Here is a 15,028-nt window from a genome sequence, read left to right as displayed (position 1 = left end):
TTATTACAGTACAATTTTTTCTAAGTGTTGTGGATTCCACATTCACATCAAAGCAGTTAATAAACTAACCATGACTAACCATGAAATTTAATTGAATTAAATTAACCCTTTACAAAAAAAAGACCCTCTATAATTTTTACAGAGGGTCCATAGAAAAATACTAACTGGTTGTGATCAATGGAAAATTACATATCCATTCCCATACCACCCATACCTCCCATGCCACCCATACCTCCCATGCCGCCGCCCATACCACCTGCAGCAGCTGAAGCTTTTTCATCTGGCAATTCTGCTACCATGCATTCGGTAGTCAACATTAAACCAGCAATAGACGCGGCGTTCTGCAGAGCCGTACGTGTTACTTTAGTAGGATCCAAAACCCCCATCGACACCATATCTCCGTAATCCCCAGAAGAAGCGTTGTACCCAAAATTACCTTTTCCTTCAAGAACATTAGCAATAATGACAGAAGGCTCTTCTCCAGAATTATAAACAATCTGACGGAGAGGCTCTTCCATGGCACGAAGCACTATGCGGATTCCGGCATTTTGGTCACTGTTGGCGCCACACAAACTTTCAATAGCCTGCTTAGCACGAAGCAGGGCAACACCTCCACCAGCAACAACACCCTCTTCAACAGCGGCACGTGTAGCATGCAAAGCATCTTCAACACGTGCTTTTTTCTCTTTCATCGCCAACTCAGTCGCAGCACCTACACGAATCAATGCTACACCACCAGCAAGCTTAGCTTTCCTCTCCTGCAATTTCTCACGGTCGTAGTCAGAAGTTGACTCTTCGATCTGTGCACAAATTATTTTTACACGATTCTGTATGTCAGAAGCCTGTCCATAACCATCAATAATAGTGGTGTTTTCTTTTGCTACCTCAACACGCTTGGCTTGACCTAAAGAATCCAAAGTAGCTTTGTCAAGCGACATACCAGCATCAGCCGAAATAACAACACCCCCGGTCAAAACAGCTATATCCTCCAACATAGCCTTACGACGATCACCGAAACCAGGAGCTTTAACAGCACAAGTTTTCAAGCTACCACGGAGATTATTAACAACCAAAGTAGCTAATGCATCACCATCCATATCTTCAGTAATAATCAACAAAGGACGGCTAGACTTTGCAACTTGCTCTAGGATGGGCAACAAATCACGAATTGCAGAAATCTTTTTGTCGTACAAAAGTATGTATGGATTTTCAAGGATAGCCATCTGCTTATCTGCATTGTTTACAAAATAAGGAGACAAATACCCACGGTCGAACTGCATACCTTCGACTATATCTAATTCGTTCTCTAGAGATTTACCATCCTCGACAGAAATTACTCCCTCTTGTCCAACCTTATCCATAGCCTCAGCAATAATCGCGCCAACAGCTTCGTCTGAGTTAGCAGAAATGGATCCAACCTGAGCAATTTCTTTCGAAGTTGAGCAATTTTTCGAACCTTTCTTCAATTCCTCAACAGCCGCAGCTACTGCCTTATCAATGCCTCGCTTCAAATCCATAGGATTCATGCCAGCAATAACATATTTCATTCCTTCATGAACTATGGATTGAGCCAAAACAGTAGCCGTTGTTGTCCCATCTCCGGCAACATCAGAAGTTTTAGAGGCAACCTCTTTTACCATCTGCGCGCCCATGTTCATGAAACGATCTTTAAGTTCTATCTCCTTTGCCACTGAAACCCCATCCTTTGTCACAGTAGGAGCTCCAAATGAACGTTCTATAACAACATTTCTTCCTTTTGGACCCAAAGTCACTTTCACCGCATTAGCTAAGACGTTAATACCTTCAACCATCTTAGAGCGACAATCCTGACCAAACCCAACTTGCTTAGCAGCCATAACAAACTCCTATGATAAAACCTAAAACTTCAATTCAATTAACCTTCCACCATCATGCACATAGCATCTTCTTCGCGCATAACCAACAATTCTTCTCCATCTATCTTCACAGCCTGGCCTGAGTATTTTCCAAACAAAATACGATCACCAACCTTTAGAGACATTGGAAGAAGATTACCATCTTCACCAATCTTCCCATCACCTACGGCAATCACCAACCCTTGGTCAGGCTTCTCAGCAGCTGTATCAGGAATCACTATGCCCGAAGCCGTTTTGCGCTCTTCCTCAACACGACGAACGACAACACGATCACCCAATGGTTTCATTCTCAAAGACATAAGACAGACCTTTCTTAATTACTGATAGCAAACTTAACAACTAGAGCGAGAAACTTACGCAGACCACACGTTACTAATCTCACTCATCGAGTGATAATGGTAATGACTGATCAGCACTTTTTCAAGGGCAGAAAAAAGGATTAAAAAATTCTACATCGGTAAAAAAGAAAAACATACCTGCGTCACGAAGAAACGCCTCCGACTACAATCTGATCTAATCTCAATGTAGGCTGCCCAACCCCAACAGGAACACTTTGTCCATCTTTACCGCAGGTACCTACACCATCATCAAAAGCCATATCATGACCAATCATAGACACTTTTTTCAAAACCTCTGGGCCACTGCCAATAAGGGTTGCTCCCTTCACTGGATAACAAATTTTTCCATTCTCAACCCAATAAGCTTGAGATGCTGAAAATACAAACTTTCCGCTGGTAATATCAACCTGACCTCCTTCAAAATACTTTGCGTACACTCCCCGTTTAACTGAAGCAATAATCTCCTCCGGAGAGTAAGTGCCATTAACCATGTAAGTATTGGTCATACGTGGCATAGGAAGACAAGAATACGATTCACGACGACCATTCCCAGTCGAACAAGTATTCATAAGGCGAGCATTCATTCGATCATGCATATATCCCCTAAGGATACCATCCTCGATCAAAACAGTAGCCTGAGTTGGAGTTCCTTCGTCATCTATGTTTAGTGAACCTCGACGATTAGCCACAGTACCGTCATCTAAAACGGTAACACCAGGAGCTGCAACCCTTTGCCCCATAAGACCAGAAAAAGCAGAGCTACCTTTACGATTAAAATCACCTTCAAGACAATGCCCTATTGCTTCGTGCAATAATATGCCTGGCCAACCTGACCCCAGAACAACAGTCATAGAACCTGCCGGAGCTGGACGAGCAGATAAATTAACCAATGCCTGAGAAACAGCAGAATCTACGTAATAGTTGATCAATTGCCCAGAAAAACAGGTACAATCGTACCTACCACCTCCCCCTGAACTACCTTGTTCTCGGCGACCTCCCTCTTGTGCCACTACACGTACTGACAACCGAACCAAAGGACGAACATCGGCCACATATAAACCATCCAAACGAGCTATCAAGATGACCTCGTAAGACGAAACCAAGGAAGCCATAACCTCTACTATTCTTCTATCTTTAGCACGTGCCAAAATATCTACTTGGCGCAAGATCTCTACCTTTGCATGATCAGAAAGAGATAAAAGCGGATTATTTGCGGAATACAATACCCGGGGGCGGACCTTTGGAGATACAGCACCAACCACTGAAATACCTTGGCGACCAATAGACTTAACAGCACTTAATGATTCATTAAGTGCTTTCAATGAAATAACATCAGAATGAGCCAAGAAAGATTTATCATCGCGGACAACTCTCACCCCAAACCCTTGGTCAATACTAAAACTTCCTGACTTAACTATCCCTTCCTCTATACCCCAGCTTTCAGCTTGTCTAGCCTGGAAATAAACATCTGCATCATCAACTTTAGTATCAGCAAGAGCATAAAGAGCCGAAAAAACTGAGGACCTAGACAAATCAAAAGGCTCAAGCAAAACCCGCTCCGCCAAAGACACTGCAGAATCATCTGGCATAATAAAATCCTTATTCTGATTTTTCACGGAACACAGCAACCACTAACGATTCATTGGTAACTTGTTTCTCAGTGAAGAAAGCAATTCCATATCAACAAAAGAAGTAACAATAAACTCACCTTCAGCAGGACAGTCACTCAAAATTCTACCCCAAGGGTCAATTATCATCGATCTACCGCCAAAGTGAGCCTGATCAGTCCGACCAGAACAATTAGCAGCCACCAAAAAAGATTGATTTTCGATAGCCCTTGCTCGTAACAACACCTCCCAATGGTCCTTGCCTGTTTGATAACGAAAAGCAGCAGGGACAACAAAAATATCAGCCTTCTGAGATATGAACAACTCAGGAAAACGAAGATCATAGCAGATCGCAAAGCCTAAACTACCAAAAGGAGTATCATATGGAACAGGCATGCTACTACCAGGAGAAAATTGGTCAACCTCACTCACAATTCCATCGGAAAAGTGGGCATAGAACAAATTTCTTTTATGGTAGTACGACAATATACTTCCGGAAGGTCCGTAAAAAACCAGTGTGTTATAAGGATTTCCACCTTCGTCACGAATCACCGACAAAGAACCACCAACCAACCAACAACCATACTTAGCAGCCAAACCCCCAAGAAAGATCTGAAAATCTCCTTTGTAAAGAGGCTCAGGTGAAACATAATCTGCCGCAAAAAACTCTGGCAAAACAACCAGAGATGATCCGCGGGAAACAGCCTCAGAAACTAGCGATTCGACACGCTCCAAGAAACTAGGAAGCGACTGAATAGAAGAACTTCTCTCGACCTGAATAGCGGAAGCAACAAAACCGCTTTTACCTTCCCGCATAATTCCTCCCCCACTATCTCCTCAAAGTTTGTGATACAGAACATCGTTCACCCACCTTCTCGATAACAGGATCAGACCAATTACCAACAACCTTATAGCTCCTGGTTAACAAATTACCTATGGGATCCCGAAAAATACTCTGCGCTACCCAGCTAATCACACCAGCAACCGGGAAACCGGCAAGCACACTTGCCACAGAAAATGTATTGCTAACCTGAGGAAAAACACAAAAATCCATGTCAAAGGTATGATCAAGAAGACTCGTCACACCGGATACAACAACTTGGCTTGACGGACCTCGAACATCCATGTCCTGAATCGTGAGTATACCATTATTAACCTGAACTAAGCCCTTAAGAGAATCAAATGAAAATCCAGAAGAAAAAACATCATGAAAATCCAATAAAACCCTACGGGGCAATGCCTGCAAACTAAACAGCCCCAGCAAACGACCAACCCCTGGATTTACTTGTCTAAACTCTCCTTTTGAAAGGTCTAAATTAATCACACCAGAAATTACTGGGCTGCGCCAGAACAAAAGAGAACCTTCCCAATCGAGTGATCCGTGGAGAACACCTGAACCACCATCAATAATCGGTTTCTGCTTCCACAAAGATAATAAATTACCCATGTTATAAAATATACTTTGAAAAGTAACTTTGTTAACCTGAACCCCGTTCAACATTTTCAACTGACCCTTAACTTCGATCAAAGCATCTTCATTTTGGATAGCAAAAAGCTGGATGTCAGAAGTATTATCCTGATTCACCATCTGCAGCTTAACACTACCAATGGGTATACCCCTAAACTTGAAAGATTGAATAGACAAATCAATGTTAGGCCATCCAAATATGGCCTGATCTACATTATCTGATTCGTGATCAACACCATCAAACACAGAAGCGGAATCCAGGCGAATAGAAAGCTGGTGTTCATCCTTGTTCCATTTTACCACCCCGGACAAATTTGGAGAAATAATCTGAGATATAATTTTCTTGCCATCACTAACTATGTGAGCGACTACGTCATCTATGGAAAGGAAACCAAACTTAACACGTTTGCTTACAATGGAAAGTTGAGAGGGTACTCCTCTCAAAGAATGTCCGAAAACACCGGCATGAACTAAAGAAATCCATTTGTTCTCATCAATCAAAGGCGTATCTATAGAAACAATCCATACCAAGTGATCCCGGTCACTATCCTTAGAGTAGGAAAAATTATGATCATTACTTGATTTACCTACCCCTTCCCTACCCAATAAAGATACTGAGCCGACATCATGATTGTCATTGCCTAAATCATGAGGCAACTTGCCAGCAATATCCCCTGATAAATTACTATCAAACTTAGATTTTACAGAGGAACCACTAGGAACAGAAAAATTACCCTTACCCTGTGTATGCTGACTGTAAACGGAAGTAACTTTGGAAACCTTATCAGCAGCAAGCTGGTCATCAAGCTGGGAGTAAATAGAACTCGAATTTCCGTATCTCATCATCAGCCTAGTATCTGCTCGCTCCAAAAAAACATCAAGCAAGGACTGCTGACTATCCTTAGTATATGAGATAGAAACAGGCCATTTAGCATCCCTAACTTTCTTATAAAACGGCTTCGGTAAAGATGAAAATATTCCCGCCATATCACTACCGATATGAACATTCCAAACTTTATCAGCTACATATCCATCAATATTCGCTTTAAAAACCCCATTTAAGTATACGGAAGGCAAATTAATATCAAGAACATCTTTGAGCAAGCTATGAATATCATCCTTACTAACAGCAGAAAAAGAAAAATCACCCGTCGAGTCCCCCTGAATATACCCCTTACCAGAAAATTTTGGAGAAGCAAGTAGGGAATCAAAATTTACAAAATAGCTTCCATTGCAAACACCAGCATAAGCATTGTCTGCAACAAGATGATAAACGCTACCTCTGTAGGTGAAATTCTTCCGCAAATCCTCCCCAACTAGATAAACAGCATAAGAAATACGATCGGCGCTAGACCACAGCGGAATAGACAGCATCATGTTCTGGATCCTCAACTTACCCAAAAAATCGGGTGAATTAAAGTTTTCCAGAAATGCCGGAGATATAGTAAAAACTTTAGACAATCGCAATAGAGCATCAGCATAGGCAGAGACATTGCTCTCTGCTGTTTTTGCTTGAAGTAGGACATTACTATTAAAATCGTCAGCATGAAAATCATTTATTAATAAGTGAAACCCCTTGATAGGAACTGTTCCAAAAATCCCTGAGCCACTAGCCTCCAAGGTACGGTTATTAACACTGGCCACGCCATTAATATGTAAAAAATCTAAGCCCTCTCCTAAGGAAAGGTGAGTATCACTTAGATTAATACCCAGTGACCAATTTGAAACACGAAAAAAAATTCCCCCTAAATCAAAATCACCTGAAAAGTTAATATCTGCAGAAGGAATACTGCCTGCTATAAATGATTTCGCAATCCAACGACGAACATTAGGAGAAACAACATCCGGAAGATGGTCCCTGAAAAATACCAAGGATTTTGGAAAAATCTTTCCAACAAATTTAGTGGAGTAAACATCGTTATTTTTTAGTGGACAGGACTCAAAGTGTCCTTCAAATTTTACTGGCAATGTCTTTAGGTAAAGAGACTCAGCACCCAAACACGTTTTATTTTTATCTGGGTAAAATTTCCAAAAAAACCGCCCTGAAGCAGTAGTTTTCCACTTACGCACATGTCGCAAAAAAGTATGGAGATCCAACTGTATAACAGCATCGTCAAAGTCTAGGTGACCATAATCTTGATTTCCAGTAATAGTAGCTTTGTACTTTTTGAAGCGACGCACCCAAAAAAAGCCCCCAGACGAAGATCCACTTACAGTAGCCTTAACTTGCCAAAATGGTCTGACACTACGGCCATAAGGCCGCCGCCAATCAAAGGTAAAATCGTTAATAACTCCATTGGGAAACTTATGAATAACTGAGTCATACTCAGGAAAAAAATTTCGGCTAATCAACAAAAGTATATTTTTTAGTGGATAAATCGATACTCGCGCGGAAGAAACCTCCAGGTCACGAATATTATCCAGCGAGAAGGGTTGAGCCCACTTAACACTAACCTGTGAATTCGAATAAAGCCTATCAAAGGACACCCTCTGATCACGAATATTGCTAATCTTCAATCCAGAAAAAACATCACCCCAAGAAAGGTCAACATCCATTGACAAGTAGGGCGCAAACCAATAAGCATGCTGATCTGTAAGTTTGATGTTGTGAACTACTATCTTTCCTTTCACAGCCTTAGGTACATTTTCCCCAATAATGATCTGACCAAAAAAATCCACCGACCCAGAGTAACCCATGCTAGTCAACACATAAGGAAAAACTAAACGACAAACCTTGATGTCTAGTCTCTCCAATGAGAAATCAATGTGACTATCCAATTTAATTTTATGGTTTCCATAAAACACATACCCAGAAACAAAAGCAGCTCGGTAATATTCTGTGGGTTGCAACGAATTAACAACGAACCTGATCCTGTTGGAAGAAACACGCAAGGCCCTAAATGCAACATCGACAAGTTTAATTGCTTTCTTCCTCCCCCCCTCCAACCATGAAATATTCAATCCGCGCAATGAAAACTCTCTAATGGACTGAAATACATCACCATCAACAAGTGAGGACGAATTACCCAGAACAGAAAGAACATCATCCAAAACAAAATTGTTTATAATAAAGACATCACCTTTATGAATGACATCCAGGGATATATTTGCCACATCCACGGAATTAGGAAAAAACTTTCCTCGCAATAAATTCCACCAAGAAACATAAACAACAGCCTCGGGAATATATATTCTCTTTAATTTATCAACATTGGAAGAAATAGAAACACCGCTAACAGTCAAATACGGAGATACTGCTAACAGAGACAAATTTAGTGAAGAAAAAGAAAACTTATAGCCACCAAGAACAATAGACTTATTACCCCAGGTTGACTCTATACTCTCCACCTTACTGCGTGCTAACCAACCAGCAATAACAAGAGTCAACAAACAAACGAAAACCGACACAACTACAAATAATTTTTTATTATTCCAAAAGTAACTGTTCACAACGGTTCCACATACTATACGTCAATCAAACGACCTAATCCCGTATCGAGACTCTATCACGGATTTTACATACGAATAAAAGAGACTACCTGACCCAGAAGTTTGTAAAAACCAAAGCAACATATCCTTTTTACACGAGTGAAGAAGATGTGCAAGTTGCTTCTCACTGTAAACATCTGTAACTGATTCCAAAAGTTTAGCTTTCAAGCGCATTAGTGAAGTTTCCAATGCACCAACAACAGAACAACCTATTTCTTCCTTAAGTTGTCCTAAAAAATTAACTAGGCCCCAGTAAACAGAACGAAACTCGTCTTCTGATCGCAAAACCGCTTCCATTAATTTTTCAAAAAAATCAATAACAGCAACACGTTTACTTTCATAAGCACTCAAAAACCACCCGGAATAATCTAACCTACCGTAAATCTCGTTAATAACAGCACTAAGAACATGAATTCTTTCTTCTTTACCTTGCGCATTAAGAACAGAAACACTCAAAGAGCCTGGAAGATTAGTAAATATCCTCAAATCATCAGTAGAAAAAGAGTGCAATCGCGACAGAACAATCCTAGAGATAGTAGCAGAAATTCCTTTCAACAACTCAAACCCCAAACCAGCACACCTCGGATCTCCTTGTGATATTTTCTGCACTGAGTTGATAATCTTCAACACATTCTTTTGTGACAGTATAGTAATAATCGACAGAAACCAGTCCACTGACTTCTCTTCATACGATATCGTGTACACGTGCATTACCAGCCGCTGAAAAACAACGTCATAAAAAACATCGTTCAAGGTATTTGATAACGACAAAACTAGGGAGTGTATAGCCACGATGTGCTTAGCTACAGACTCAAACCGCTCTTCGTCCCGAACGTGACGAAAAGACAGCAAAGACTGCAGTACATAACCTAGATGAAAACTTATCTGAAATACAGCCGACCTAAACTGGCCGTCACCACGGGACTTGCCGTTAAAAAAAAACCTCAGCTTTAGCAGTTGTACCCAACTAGTCCTGAGATACTGGCCGAAAAACAACGACAGAATCCCATGCCCAGCTCCAGAAAGGGCCTTTAGAGGAGAATCGCCATAATTTTGCAACACTGCCGACCACTGCGACTCCGTAAATTTTTGCGTGTCAGCAACAACCGTCAAGCGATTAGTCTGGTAAAACCCGGAATCGGACTGGGTAAGACCGTCAAGAACACGACCAGAGAGCCTATCAGACAACTCCTGGTATAAACCTTCTTTTCCCGGAAAAGGCAACCTTAGTTCTCCAACAAAAACAAGCTGCTCACAACTGACAACAATTACGATAGTAATTGCTAACAACCGTGCTCATTGTATACGAATTATCCCAAAAACTTTACTGAGGACAAAAACGACCAGAAAATATTTCATTTTTCCCTCGATAGATATAGGATAAGGTTGTTGTTCAATGTCCCGTGAAACCGCATCATCACATATTAACCTAGGACACTCCATGGGCTTTACATTTTCATCCCCTGACTCTTCGCTCACAGCTAACAAATGCTACGCGCTGGCGAGTCTGGCTTTACTATTACTTTTTGCCGCTTGCAACTCCCCATCGCTTGATTCAATAAGGAAAGAAAAAGATCTTCAGAAAACAGTGGTTCTAATTGGATTTTCTGGACCTCTGACGGGTAACGCTGCCCACATAGGTGCGGATTACCAAAACGGGATAAATCTTGCCATTAGTGATATGAACAAAGAAAACCCAAGTATAGACGGACATCCGTTGGTTTTTCGTTTGCTATCCCAAAACGACAGAGGAGACCCTCGCACCGCAACCACTGCCGCCTCATTCCTGGTAGATAAAAACATCATAGCCGTAATCGGCCACGTGGATTCTGGGTGCACCATAGCTTCTTCAAGCATATACCACAAAGCCAATATTATCCAAATTGCACCATCAGTGTCGAATCAGAAATACACACAGCAGGGGTTTGACAATACTCTAAGGATGATGTCTCCCGACACCCTTCAAGGTGAAGCCATAGCAAAATACGTAACGGAAACGGTTACCAACCCATCCGTTGCAATCATCGACGATGGTAGCTCCTATGGACAAAACCTTTCCAACCAGGTTGAATATTGGCTGAAAAATAAGGGAATTGAGTTAATTGCCCATGAGTATACGTATCGTGACAAGGTTGACTATGCAGCAATTTTAGCTCGTATAAACAAGACTAAGGCAAATGTGTTATTTTTCTCTGGGACAGACACACAGGCTGCCAGCATCATCTCCCAAGAACGGATTATGAATCCAAAAATGATTTTTTTTACAGGTGATATGGCTTGTACTCCCCGTTTTGTCCTACTGGCGGGAAAAAATACCGAAGGAACCATTTGCTCTAGAAATTCATTGCCATTTGATGAAGTTCAACGTGTAGTTGAGTTCAGAAAGCGTTACGAAAGCACTTTTTCCGTACCTATGCAACCATATGCCGTATTCAGCTACGATGCTGCTAAAATAATCGGTGAAACTATCATCAAAACTGGGAGCCTCAATAAAGAAAAACTGATCTCATACCTGCACAAAGAAGAATTCACCGGACTAACTGGCAAAATAGCGTTCAAGAGAAATGGTGATCCTAAGTATCCAAATATTACAGTATTCATGATATCGGGGGGAAAGTTTCAAGTGCAAAAAATTTACTCCAAAGATTATTTTTCCTGCACTAGGAGTAGACATGAATCCATCAAAAAGAAATAGAAAGTAGGTTAGCCATGGAATTTTTCATCGCGTTGATAGTTCACGGCCTATTTGTGGGGAGCACATATGCTCTACTAGCTCTGGGATACTCGATGGTTTACGGAGTTTTAGGCCTCATAAACTTCGCACACGGCGACGTATTAATGCTTGGAACGCTGGTTTGCTATTCAACCATACAAACCATCAGCAAAGTCTTTCCAAGTATGCCTCATGGAGCAAACTTGACCATCTCGATATTGATATCCATGATTGTATCTGGGGCAATCGGAGCAATAGTTGAGCTTTTAGCTTATAGACGCGTTCGGGAAGCATCAAGCCTTGTCTGTCTGTCAACAGCTATAGGAACATCAATAATCCTGCAGTCTATTGCTATGATTATTTGGGGACGTGATTATTTTAAATTTCCGCAATACATTTCAATGGAAAATGTTAATTTTTTAGGATTATCCGCCCAATTCTCTCAGCTTGTAACCATAGTTACAGCTGCTATCATCATGGTTATGCTGTGGATATTCGTGCGAAAAACACGAATGGGGTTGTCCATACGTGCTGTATCAGAAAAGTCAAAAATTGCTGAGCTTATGGGAATTAACAGTAATGAGGTAATATCCGTAACCTTCATCATTGGATCAGCGTTGGCCGCTGTAAGTGGAATTATGTTATCAAGCAATTACGGAATAGCACACTACAACATGGGGTTCATGCCTGGGGTAAAAGCATTCACGGCAGCTGTTCTAGGAGGAATAGGAAGCATACCTGGTAGCATGATAGGGGGAATCTTGTTAGGTGTTATTGAATCACTAAGCACTGGGTACATTGCAACCTGGACAAATGGAATTCTAAATTCAAATTATCAGAATGTTTTTTCTTTTGTGATACTGGTAGTAGTCTTGCTAGTGCGTCCTAATGGTCTCTTCGGAACCAACAATCCTGATAGGGCGTAAAAATGTCAATTTCCATTCCATTAAGGATTCGCAAATTGGCATGTAACATGAAGCCAACAATAGCCATCATCCTTTGTTTATCCCTACCGCTCATGGCTGGCACTATAGGTCAAACTTGGGAACGAAACTTGGATTTCATTTTACTGTACATAATACAAGCTATCGGACTCAACATCATTTTGGGATATACCGGTCTGCTAAACCTGGGATTTGCTGCCTTCTATGGGTGTGGGGCATATTGCTATGCACTGCTTGCATCCCCTCACCTTGGGATACACTTACCTGCCTTAGTTGTTTTACCGATAAGTGGTTTAGTTGCTGCAATTTTAGGCCTTATAGTTGGTGCTCCTGCCCTACGGCTCAAGGGTGACTACTTTGCTTTGTTAACTATTGGTTTCGGCCAGGTTTTCATTGATCTAATAAATAATCTCAATCACCCAGTAAATATTACTAATGGACCACAAGGAATTCTCAGCATTGATCCGTTTAAAATTTTAGGAATAGATTTTTCATTGCCTTTAGTAATGGGAAAAATACACTTATCATCATTGCAACTGCACTATTATCTATTTCTGACCATAATTATCGCTTTGATTTATGTGTGTCATCTACTTAAGAACAACTATGTTGGAAGAGCGTTTATGGCCATTCGTGAAAATGAAATTGCAGCTAGAGCTTGCGGGATTAAGCCGTACCGCTACAAGATGTTATCATTTTTCTTAGGTGCCTTTTGCTCTGGTGTAGGTGGAGCTCTATTCGCAGAACTTCAAGGCTTTGTCAGCCCCAGTAGTTTCAACCTACTAGAGTCATTCAATATTTTGACCATTGTAATTTTGGGCGGAAGTGAAAGCATGGTAGGAATCATAGCATCTTGCGTATTTATGCTATCTGTTCCAGAGCTGCTGAGATCTTGGCTTCCGGTTGTTGAGCAATTAATAAGCACTGAGAGTCAATCACCTTCATGGATCAGAAATTTATTTGACCCAGAGGTAATAAGGCAATCAATTATAGGAATTGCAATTGTGTTGATGGCTACTTTTCGTCCAAATGGAATATTCTCTGACAAAAGAAAGCTACTAAAATGAGTCATAACGTCATTCTAGAAGCTAAAAACATTTGTAAAAGTTTCGGGACAATGAACGTTCTCAGTAGGGTATCGTTCGTAATCAACAAAGAAGAAATTTTTGGCATCATTGGACCCAACGGCGCTGGTAAAACTACTCTTTTCAATTGTTTAACCGGTTTTGGAGAGCATACTGGTGGTAATTTCTTCTTAAGCGGTAAAAAGCTTAGAAACAATGATCCCGAACACACCGTATCTCAAGGAATAGCAAGAACTTTTCAGAATATCAGGTTGTTTAAAAAATTAACTGTCTTAGAAAACATCCTGGTTGGTTTCCACCGAACCCTTACACAACTGTCACTGGTAAAGTGTTTTTTTGGTTATGGACAAAAGAGTGTAATTGACAAGTGCTATGACCTTATGTCATATGTTGGCATAAAATTGGATAAATCGTCGTTACTGGCAGACAGCCTATCGTATGGGGATCAAAGAAAATTAGAAATTGCAAGAGCTCTTGCCACACAACCTGTAATCATAGCCTTAGACGAACCAGCTGCAGGAGTAAATTCTGTAGAAAGAGAAACTCTAATCTCGTTGGTAAAAAAAATAAGAAACGATGGAACAACTGTCCTTATTATTGAGCACGATATTGATTTAGTAGTTAATCTATGTGACCGTATAGCAGTTTTAAATTTCGGCAAAAAAATCATCGATGACATTCCACAGAAGGTTATAACCAACAGTGATTTTATTAGTGTCTATCTAGGAAATGATTATGACGACACTCAAAAATAATACCAACACCTTACTAAAAGTAACTAATCTTTGCGTTTGTTACGGAAAAATATGTTCACTTGAAAATATTAATCTTGAGGTTATAGAAGGAACCACCCTTTCAGTAGTCGGGCCAAATGGGGCGGGGAAATCCTCTCTGCTCAATGCTATAGCGGGTTTGGTTCCACTCAAATCTGGAAAAATAGTATACAGAGGTAATGATATATCACACTACCCTACTTACAGAAAAAGCAGAGCTGGACTAGTGTTAGTTCCGGAGGGAAGGCAACTATTTACAAAACTCACGGTTGAAGAAAATATTACATGTGGACATATAAGTCATCCCAAGAAATCGCTTTCAAAAACAATAAAGAAAATATACGAACTGTTTCCGCTTCTGGAGGAAAGAAAAAAACAATTAGCAGGTCATTTATCTGGTGGAGAGCAACAGATGGTTGCAATAGGAAGAGCTATTGCTAACAATCCCAAACTGCTCATGTTGGACGAACCAAGCATGGGGCTGTCCCCACCAATAGTAAAAAAGATATTCGAAGCCATAGACAGCATATCAAAGCAAGGAACCACAATAGTATTGGTGGAACAAAACATCAACCTAGCCATACACCACTCTCACAAAACAATTGTATTGGAGGGAGGAAAAATACAGGCAGAAGTAAACTCCCACGACATAAAAGACAGTCCCTACATAAAATCAAAATACCTTGGGATAGCACCATAGCCAAGAGCATCAGACC

The 15,028-nt window shown here is 40.8% G+C and carries 11 protein-coding genes; 5 read left to right on the top strand and 6 right to left on the bottom strand.

What is annotated here, in order from left to right:
* Nucleotides 1–185: 185 nt before the first annotated feature.
* From groL to Arg41_RS03325, 6 genes are all read right to left on the bottom strand, one after another.
* The gene (groL, locus tag Arg41_RS03350) at nt 186–1,856 is read right to left on the bottom strand and encodes a chaperonin GroEL (RefSeq protein ID WP_092342945.1); all 1,671 of its coding nucleotides are present in this window, start codon (nt 1,854–1,856) and stop codon (nt 186–188) included.
* Nucleotides 1,857–1,894: 38 nt separating this feature from the next.
* A complete protein-coding gene (locus Arg41_RS03345) occupies nt 1,895–2,188 on the bottom strand; it encodes a co-chaperone GroES (protein ID WP_092342972.1) in 294 nt (97 codons plus the stop codon).
* A 188-nt stretch (nt 2,189–2,376) separates the two neighbouring features.
* Entirely contained in the window at nt 2,377–3,822 is a 1,446-nt protein-coding gene (tldD, locus tag Arg41_RS03340; RefSeq protein ID WP_092342944.1) for a metalloprotease TldD, read from the bottom strand.
* Between the two features lie 42 nt (nt 3,823–3,864).
* Entirely contained in the window at nt 3,865–4,656 is a 792-nt protein-coding gene (locus Arg41_RS03335) for a nitrilase-related carbon-nitrogen hydrolase (RefSeq protein ID WP_092342943.1), read from the bottom strand.
* Between the two features lie 13 nt (nt 4,657–4,669).
* Nucleotides 4,670–8,758, bottom strand: coding sequence for a YhdP family phospholipid transporter (locus Arg41_RS03330; RefSeq protein ID WP_092342942.1), 4,089 nt, complete (start codon nt 8,756–8,758; stop codon nt 4,670–4,672).
* 21 nt (nt 8,759–8,779) lie between these two features.
* The gene (locus Arg41_RS03325) at nt 8,780–10,087 is read right to left on the bottom strand and encodes a hypothetical protein (RefSeq protein WP_157722256.1); all 1,308 of its coding nucleotides are present in this window, start codon (nt 10,085–10,087) and stop codon (nt 8,780–8,782) included.
* A gap of 106 nt (nt 10,088–10,193) precedes the next feature.
* Here Arg41_RS03325 and Arg41_RS03320 point away from each other — a divergent pair, with 106 nt between their 5' ends.
* The 5 genes from Arg41_RS03320 to Arg41_RS03300 are packed head-to-tail and all read left to right on the top strand — an operon-like array spanning nt 10,194 to nt 15,012.
* Nucleotides 10,194–11,492, top strand: coding sequence for a branched-chain amino acid ABC transporter substrate-binding protein (locus Arg41_RS03320; protein WP_092490464.1), 1,299 nt, complete (start codon nt 10,194–10,196; stop codon nt 11,490–11,492).
* 14 nt (nt 11,493–11,506) lie between these two features.
* Complete coding sequence (locus tag Arg41_RS03315) at nt 11,507–12,436, top strand: branched-chain amino acid ABC transporter permease (RefSeq protein ID WP_092342939.1); 930 nt, start codon at nt 11,507–11,509, stop codon at nt 12,434–12,436.
* 2 nt (nt 12,437–12,438) lie between these two features.
* Nucleotides 12,439–13,521: a branched-chain amino acid ABC transporter permease gene (locus Arg41_RS03310; RefSeq protein WP_092342938.1), complete on the top strand. Its 1,083-nt coding sequence runs from the start codon at nt 12,439–12,441 to the stop codon at nt 13,519–13,521.
* Nucleotides 13,518–14,294, top strand: a complete 777-nt coding sequence (locus tag Arg41_RS03305; RefSeq protein WP_092342937.1) for an ABC transporter ATP-binding protein — start codon at nt 13,518–13,520, stop codon at nt 14,292–14,294. Before Arg41_RS03310 ends, Arg41_RS03305 begins: the two co-directional genes overlap by 4 nt.
* On the top strand, nt 14,275–15,012 hold the full coding sequence (locus Arg41_RS03300; RefSeq protein ID WP_092342936.1) for an ABC transporter ATP-binding protein: 738 nt from the start codon (nt 14,275–14,277) through the stop codon (nt 15,010–15,012). The genes Arg41_RS03305 and Arg41_RS03300 overlap by 20 nt, the downstream gene beginning before the upstream one ends.
* Nucleotides 15,013–15,028: the final 16 nt, after the last annotated feature.

It is taken from the genome of Candidatus Ichthyocystis hellenicum, from assembly GCF_001460935.1.
GTDB lineage: Bacteria > Pseudomonadota > Gammaproteobacteria > Burkholderiales > 2013Ark19i > Ichthyocystis > Ichthyocystis hellenicum.
Note: the sequence above shows the minus strand (reverse complement) of the source record. Positions and strands in the feature narration are given on the sequence as shown.

Coding starts and splice junctions, on each gene's coding strand:
- groL (WP_092342945.1), bottom strand. CDS start 1,856: ATGGCTGCTAAGCAAGTTGGGTTTGGTCAGGATTGTCGCTCTAAGATG.
- tldD (WP_092342944.1), bottom strand. CDS start 3,822: ATGCCAGATGATTCTGCAGTGTCTTTGGCGGAGCGGGTTTTGCTTGAG.
- Arg41_RS03335 (WP_092342943.1), bottom strand. CDS start 4,656: ATGCGGGAAGGTAAAAGCGGTTTTGTTGCTTCCGCTATTCAGGTCGAG.
- Arg41_RS03320 (WP_092490464.1), top strand. CDS start 10,194: ATGTCCCGTGAAACCGCATCATCACATATTAACCTAGGACACTCCATG.
- Arg41_RS03315 (WP_092342939.1), top strand. CDS start 11,507: ATGGAATTTTTCATCGCGTTGATAGTTCACGGCCTATTTGTGGGGAGC.
- Arg41_RS03310 (WP_092342938.1), top strand. CDS start 12,439: ATGTCAATTTCCATTCCATTAAGGATTCGCAAATTGGCATGTAACATG.
- Arg41_RS03305 (WP_092342937.1), top strand. CDS start 13,518: ATGAGTCATAACGTCATTCTAGAAGCTAAAAACATTTGTAAAAGTTTC.
- Arg41_RS03300 (WP_092342936.1), top strand. CDS start 14,275: ATGACGACACTCAAAAATAATACCAACACCTTACTAAAAGTAACTAAT.